This window comes from Chondromyces crocatus, assembly GCF_001189295.1.
GTDB classification, from domain to species: domain Bacteria; phylum Myxococcota_A; class Polyangia; order Polyangiales; family Polyangiaceae; genus Chondromyces; species Chondromyces crocatus.
On record NZ_CP012159.1, the window covers coordinates 7,481,267 to 7,487,500 of the forward strand.

The 6,234-nt window shown below is 64.5% G+C and carries 7 protein-coding genes and 2 rRNA genes (1 of these 9 running past the window's edge); 3 read left to right on the forward strand and 6 right to left on the reverse strand.

Going from position 1 to position 6,234, the window contains the following annotated elements; translation table 11 throughout:
- Nucleotides 1-76: 76 nt before the first annotated feature.
- The 3 genes from CMC5_RS26890 to CMC5_RS26900 form a co-directional block, all read right to left on the reverse strand.
- Nucleotides 77-271 carry a hypothetical protein gene (locus CMC5_RS26890; RefSeq protein ID WP_050433104.1) on the reverse strand — a complete coding sequence of 65 codons (195 nt, stop codon included), beginning with the start codon at nucleotides 269-271 and terminating at the stop codon, nucleotides 77-79.
- A 271-nt stretch (nucleotides 272-542) separates the two neighbouring features.
- Nucleotides 543-890 (reverse strand): PAAR-like domain-containing protein, encoded by a 348-nt coding sequence (locus tag CMC5_RS26895; protein ID WP_050433105.1) that lies wholly within the window; start codon nucleotides 888-890, stop codon nucleotides 543-545.
- Entirely contained in the window at nucleotides 887-1,990 is a 1,104-nt protein-coding gene (locus CMC5_RS26900) for a DUF2169 family type VI secretion system accessory protein (RefSeq protein ID WP_050433106.1), read from the reverse strand. The genes CMC5_RS26895 and CMC5_RS26900 overlap by 4 nt, the downstream gene beginning before the upstream one ends.
- 289 nt (nucleotides 1,991-2,279) lie before the next feature.
- On the opposite strand from CMC5_RS26900, the gene CMC5_RS26905 reads away from it, so the two are divergent.
- Nucleotides 2,280-2,708, forward strand: coding sequence for a VOC family protein (locus CMC5_RS26905; RefSeq protein ID WP_050433108.1), 429 nt, complete (start codon nucleotides 2,280-2,282; stop codon nucleotides 2,706-2,708).
- 20 nt (nucleotides 2,709-2,728) lie between these two features.
- Nucleotides 2,729-3,145 carry a VOC family protein gene (locus CMC5_RS26910; RefSeq protein ID WP_050436154.1) on the forward strand — a complete coding sequence of 139 codons (417 nt, stop codon included), beginning with the start codon at nucleotides 2,729-2,731 and terminating at the stop codon, nucleotides 3,143-3,145.
- A gap of 44 nt (nucleotides 3,146-3,189) precedes the next feature.
- On the opposite strand, the gene CMC5_RS26915 is transcribed toward CMC5_RS26910, so the two are convergent.
- Nucleotides 3,190-4,140 carry a sigma-70 family RNA polymerase sigma factor gene (locus tag CMC5_RS26915; RefSeq protein ID WP_050433109.1) on the reverse strand — a complete coding sequence of 317 codons (951 nt, stop codon included), beginning with the start codon at nucleotides 4,138-4,140 and terminating at the stop codon, nucleotides 3,190-3,192.
- A 177-nt stretch (nucleotides 4,141-4,317) separates the two neighbouring features.
- Between CMC5_RS26915 and CMC5_RS26920 the strand changes: the two genes are divergently transcribed.
- Nucleotides 4,318-5,079 carry a VOC family protein gene (locus CMC5_RS26920; protein WP_050433110.1) on the forward strand — a complete coding sequence of 254 codons (762 nt, stop codon included), beginning with the start codon at nucleotides 4,318-4,320 and terminating at the stop codon, nucleotides 5,077-5,079.
- A 728-nt stretch (nucleotides 5,080-5,807) separates the two neighbouring features.
- On the opposite strand, the gene rrf is transcribed toward CMC5_RS26920, so the two are convergent.
- Nucleotides 5,808-5,924: ribosomal RNA gene (gene rrf / locus CMC5_RS26925) — 5S ribosomal RNA — on the reverse strand.
- A 154-nt stretch (nucleotides 5,925-6,078) separates the two neighbouring features.
- Nucleotides 6,079-6,234: ribosomal RNA gene (locus CMC5_RS26930) — 23S ribosomal RNA — on the reverse strand (it continues 2,856 nt past the right edge of the window).

Below are 6,234 nucleotides of genomic sequence, written 5' to 3' on the forward strand. Positions count from 1 at the left end.
CTGGACCTGAACCGACCGCGTTCGGCCCCCCTCTCGACCCACCGACGACGAGAGGGATTTCAGGTGGCGCCCACGCTCACCAGTACCTGCGCGCCAAAGCCGTACCAGGTGCGCCAGGCGTCGGCGCGAAGTGGTTGAAGCCCAGCTCCGCCCCCTTCTCGACCGCCGACTCGTCGGCACCGAGCAGTCGCATCAACGCGCCAGGAGAGGTGACCACACCACCGATATAAAGCCCGATGGTGTTCATCCGCTTGCGATTCTCCTCACGCACTCGGCGTTCCTCAGCCGGAGTCAGCCCCTGTGACAGGTATTGCTGGTTCTCTGGCGGCGCCCCCCGCGGGTACAGCGCAGTGCAGACGCGGCCGTATGTTCCATTGGACGTGTACGCAGGCAGAGGCTGCAACACGGGGCCCCGCAGGGCACCACGCACCGCGGAACCAGAGTCGAAGGTCACCGGAAGATCAGCGGGAGGCTTGGAAGCCATCAGGGCACCTCGAAATCCGTGAGCAACCGCACGCGCGCCTGCATGAACGCGACTCCCATCATCCCGATTTCACGTTCATGAGGCAGAGGTCCAGGTGTCTCGCCGCGAGCTGCCCCTCGACCCGCACCTTCGCCGCCCCCTCGATGATCGCGACATCGCCGCCGCCCTGCGACACACCAGAGCACACCCCGGCGCCCATGTTCCCGATCACCCCGGAGACGATGCTTCCCACGTGGAGCACCTTCTCTTTCCGCGCCCGCACCTTCTTCGCGTAGTTCGCGCGCTCGGGTGGGAGGATCTGGTAAATGTCGAAGGGGACGATCGCCCCGTTGACCCTGCAGAAATCGGGGCTGATGTTGACCACCTTGAACGCGGGCTCAGCATCGGCGATGTGGCGCTCGCTCATGTTTCCTCCGTGGCGAAGACGAGTGCGGCTCGGATGTCCCTGGCCTGGTCCAGTGAGAGCCGCCAGCACAGGTGGACGACCGCCCGTTCGAGGTCTACGTGGACGGTGTCGAGCGGCATGCGTACCTGCTGGAGCTCACCGCGACCGTCGAGCAGCCGGGCCTCGACACGACGGCACGGCAACCTCACGACGAGCGGGTTGGTCCCTGCAACCATGCCGGTGAGGGTGAGTTCCTCGTCACCGTGCAGATACTCGGGAGTGATCAGGGCAGGGTGGGCGCACTGAAAGAAGCGCGAATCGAAGTCGTCTGCGTAATCTGCAGGGAGACCGCGCGCGATGTCCTCACGCGTACGGCGCTCCCACGCTTCATCGTACGTCCCTGCGTGCTGGAGGCGGGATCGCCATGGCCGCGCAACGGGACCGAGCCCCACGAGAGGGACCTCCTCGTTCGGCGCCGTGAGCGGATGGCTCGCTTGCTGCCACTGCGGAGCACGGATCTCACACTCCTGTGTCAAGGCGCGCGCATCGACGAAGCCCGTCCCGCTGGGGTTCGGCTGGTGGACGATCCACCGCGGCTCCGAACCGTCCGGCGGTGCTTCCGAGTCCTGGTAGGCGCCTCCGTAGGCCAGCTCGTAGCGAATGGGGACCTCGACGGTCGGCTCCGGATCGGTCAGCACCCAGCGGTCATCACGGCGACGCCACCAGCGCGGACCGGTCACCTGCACGCGATGCTCGAGCACCACAGCTCCAGTACGGCGTAGGGTCAGGCCCACGTCCCAGCACGGCGAGGCCTCCGCGGCCGGATGCACGGCTCCCGTCACCAGGACATCCGTCGAAGGCTTGCAGAGCACCACCTCCCCCGCGTGCCGAAGACTCGATCGCTCCGCGGGCACCCCGTCCCAACTCTCGTCGGCGAGGGCGATGGGCGTCTGCACCTCCGCCAGCTCCAGACGGCCAGGAGCGAGCATGAACGTGCCTTTCGCCACCACCGTGTCGTGAAAGCGGCGCCCGACGGCCATCTTGTCGCACTGGAAAAGCAGGAGCGGTGTCCGGTTGTGCAGCTCTTCCAGACGGGGGGCGGGGATGGACGGGTTGTGCATATCCCGCCCGAGATTGTCGGTAGATCTGACCTCGTTTGCAACAGGGCCACCCGCCTCGGGCGGGCCTGGTCACAGGTTCTGCGCCAGCCCTGAGCGGCGACCGAAGCGTCCCAGCATCCCGAGGAGTCCGAGCGACGAGTTCATCTTTCCCTCTCGTCGCCAGGCCAAGGCTCCATGGAAGTCCTGCCCACCACGACCGGCGGGCGGTCGAACAAATCGACCGGGAGACCGATGAGAACCCGCGACCACCGGAGTCTATCGAGATGAACCAGACAGGAGCGATGTTGCGATGTCGATCAAGAACCTGACCCCCTACGTCTTCTTCGATGGAACGGCCGAGAAGGCCCTTCAGCTCTACGAGCGTACCCTGGGCGCCAAGACGGAGGGGCTCCAGCGCTACGGCGAGGCCCCTGAGACCTCGAAGGCCCGCACGCCTCAGAACAAGGACCGCGTGATGCACGCCTGCGTCCTCATCGGTGAGGCCCGGATGATGGTGAGCGACGTCCCCAACGAGGGCGGCAGCGCCGGACGCAGCAACATCGAGCTGTGCCTGGATTTCGACGATGCGGAGGACATGGCCCGTAAATTCGAAGCGCTGGCGGCCACCGGCGAGGTCACGATGGCGCTGCACGATACCTTCTGGGGAGCAAAGTTCGGCACCCTCGTCGACCAGTTTGGCATTCACTGGATGTTCAACTGCGCGACCCAGGCGAAATGATTCACCCCGAGGAGGCCACCATGGAAGAGAAGCGTTCCCGCAAGCTGTTCGTCAATCTGGCCGTCCGCGACCTGAAGCGCTCGATGGACTTCTTCAAGTCGCTCGGCTTCGCGTTCAACCCTCAGTTCACTGATGAGAACGCCGCATCCATGATCATCAGCGAGGAGGCCTTCGTGATGCTCCTCGTCGAGCCCTTCTTCAAGACGTTCACGAAGAAAGATCTCGCGGATCCGCGCCGGGCGACGGAGGGCATCTTCGCCCTCTCCTGTGAAAGTAAGTCCGAGGTGGAGGAACTCGTGAAGAAAGCGATCGCAGCAGGCGGGACACACGCCCTGGACCCTGTCGATCACGGCTTCATGTACGGCTGGAGCTTCTACGATCTCGACGGGCATCACTGGGAGGTACTCTGGATGGACCCGCAGGCCATCGCCCAGTAACGAGCGATCTCCGCGTCGAGATTCGGCCCCCTGAGCCGCGTCCGCTAGACCTCGAGCGACGCGGGCAGGCCAAACAGCGGAAACAAGCGCTCGGTATCGAGAAAAGCGTTCCAGCCGACGATGGCATCCCCCGCGAACTCCAGCACGATCAGCGCCCAGGGCTGATGAGGCTGCCCCTCGGGACCCACCCGGTACTGCCCGAACGCTGGCGCCCCATTGGCCTGGGTCGGCACCAGCCGAGACCCACGACATCCCTCCCCTCGGCCGAGCAACCAACCCCGGATCGACGCGCGGCCGCGGAGCCACAGCGCGAATGGCGGCATGGATAGCGTGGCGTCCTCTCGAAGGAGCGTCGACAGGGTGTCGACGTCGTACCGTTCGAACGCCTCGACATACCGCTCCAGGAGCCTCGTCTGACCCGCCGACAGCGACGCCTGCGTGTCACCGAGATCTCGCGCCGCGAGCGTCGAACGTGCACGCTGGAGGGCGCTGTTGACCGACGCAACGGACGTCTCCAGCCCTTCGGCCACCTCGGCGGCCGACCAGCCCAGAACCTCGGTCAGGAGCAGCACAGCGCGCTGCTTGGGCGGGAGATGCTGGAGCGCTGCCACGAAGGCGAGACGGATGCTCTGCCGCAGCATCGTCAGTTCGGCCGGGTCTCCGTCCGCCGGCAAGGCACGCGCATCGGGGACAGGCTCCAGCCAGTGCGAGCGCGGGCGCTCCACCAGCGGGTCATCCACCGTCCCCACCGGCCCTGCCTCCACGGGGCGCTCCCTGCGCGCATCGTCCGCCAGAGCGTCCAGGCACACGTTCGTCGCGATGCGATACAACCAGGTCTTGAGCGACGCCCGCCCATCGAACCGATCGAAGCTCCGCCACGCGCGCACCATCGTCTCCTGGACAGCATCGTCCGCGTCCACGACCGAGCCGAGCATGCGGTAGCAATGGCCCGTGAGCGCGGCGCGGTGCGTCTCGAGATGTGCTGCGGTCTCCATGGGCCGTTGGGTTACCAGAGCCGCGCGCCTGACCATAGCCACGCACGCCCGGAAGCGTGGGTCCTCTCACCACCGACCGCGCGAACCTGATGCATTCCTCGATGGCTCGTGCTCTTCCACGCCTCTCTGACCAAAACGCCCACCTTTGGAACGGATCCACGAGGAGCTCTGCAAACGATGACGACCAGGTTCTTCTGGTACGAACTCAGAACGACCCACACCGCAGCGGCTCAGGCATTTTACGCCACCGTCCTGGGGCTGGATGCGCCCGCCCCCTCTGAGGACGCGTGCCTCCGGCTCGAGGGCCACCTCCTGGGGAACATCTCGACCCTGCCCGAACGCGCCGCGGTGCAGGGCGCCCCTCCTCACTGGGTAGGCCATCTGGCCGTCGAGGATCTCGAGGACTCCACAGCCACGTGGACGGCACGGGGTGCTCAACGCCTGGGCCCCTCCCGACGTGGAGCCCACGGCGGCGAGGTGGTGTTCCTGCGGGACCCCTTCGGCTCCGTGATCGGATTGACCTCAGGCTCGACGGCTGAAACGCCTCCAGGCCTCGTCTGGCATGAGTTGCACACGGAAGACCAACGACGCGCCTCCTCCACCTACGCGGAGCATGGTGGCTGGCAGCTCACGACGAGCTTCAGTCTGGGAGCCGAGCTCGGCAGCTACCAGATGTTCTCGTGGCGCGCCGACCGCCTGAACGTAGGCGGCGTCGTCAGCAGCGTACGCCTGCCGAACGTCCATCCTCACTGGCTCTTCTACTTCCAGGTGAACGATCTCGAGCTGGCTCTCTCGGAGGTGACAGCCCATGGAGGCTACGTTCATGGAACGCCGCGAGAGATGCCCGATGGCTCCCGCATCGTGGCTTGCGAAGATCCTCAGCGCGCCGCCTTCGGGTTGAAGATGTCTCCCGGGACGACGCCATCACTCTCTCAGTGATAGCTCACTCCCGAGACGTACTGCTCACTCGCCCCAAAGCTCCGACAGCACCTGATGATTCCCATAAGCGCCTAAAGAAGACCTTCCACAGAGACTGGCTCAACAGGCTGAAAGTCCCACAACTTTCATAAGCGCCTATCGAACACCAGGTGGGGATCACGACAGACACGTGTCTCACGCTGGCGCCAGCAGCTCTTCCATCAGCGCCAATCGAACAGCGCTCATCGATAACCTCCCCCTCCAGCGAAAGGCCCCTCGGCAACTCGCATGCGACGATGCAACTCACCGCATGGTGGAGCTGCCCTAAAACCAATCATTTCCGGAGGAGTCGCGCAATCGGCACAACAGCGTCTGGCAGGCCGCAGCTCCACCGTTCTTCAGCGCTTCAGCTCTGCGGAAATCGAAGCGCGAGAGCAGGACTGGCAGAAGCGCCCATTTCTGCATGACTCGACATCATCCCGATGCTGGTTACAGCCGGGAAGCGATTCAACTGCCAAGCGTCACTCGGACACGGACCACCGTCAGCGGACGACTCGAATCGCTCGGGCATGAGAGCCAGCCGTCATAGCGCCAGTCGCTAAGGACCGACGACCGATTCAAAGGCCTAACGGTTGGTCGGCGAGTCATTTCGGTGCGGTAGGAACCGCTGACCCGGAACTGTGACTACGCCGGATGAGCCACAAAAGAAAAAAGCCTGCATCAAGAAGACTTGATGCAGGCAAAAGAAACCCCGGCGGCGTCCTACTCTCCCACTAAGTCGCCCTAGCAGTACCATCGGCTCCGAAGAGCTTAACTTCCGAGTTCGGGATGGGATCGGGTGTGGCCTCTTCGATTTCACCACCGAGAAATTGTGGGTGCGTCCATCGCACCTGGAGACCGACTCGCGTCGACGTGGCCTAACCACTTTCTCCAGTGCGTCCAGCTGCTGCGTTCTCGCGCTCGCTAGCGTTCTTCGCCACCCGAACTCCGGGCACGATGCTCAATGATTGCCTTAGAAGCACGGCCAAGCCGCACGACCGATTAGTACCGGTTAGCTCCGCCAGTTACTTGGCTTCCACACCCGGCCTATCAACCTCGTCGTCTTCGAGGGGTCTTTAGGAGCCCGAAGGCTCGGGACACCTTGTCTTGAGGCCGGCTTCCCGCTTAGATGCTTTC

Coding starts and splice junctions, on each gene's coding strand:
- CMC5_RS26900 (WP_050433106.1), bottom strand. CDS start 1,990: ATGCACAACCCGTCCATCCCCGCCCCCCGTCTGGAAGAGCTGCACAAC.
- CMC5_RS26905 (WP_050433108.1), top strand. CDS start 2,280: ATGTCGATCAAGAACCTGACCCCCTACGTCTTCTTCGATGGAACGGCC.
- CMC5_RS26915 (WP_050433109.1), bottom strand. CDS start 4,140: ATGGAGACCGCAGCACATCTCGAGACGCACCGCGCCGCGCTCACGGGC.
- CMC5_RS26895 (WP_050433105.1), bottom strand. CDS start 890: ATGAGCGAGCGCCACATCGCCGATGCTGAGCCCGCGTTCAAGGTGGTC.
- CMC5_RS26920 (WP_050433110.1), top strand. CDS start 4,318: ATGACGACCAGGTTCTTCTGGTACGAACTCAGAACGACCCACACCGCA.
- CMC5_RS26910 (WP_050436154.1), top strand. CDS start 2,729: ATGGAAGAGAAGCGTTCCCGCAAGCTGTTCGTCAATCTGGCCGTCCGC.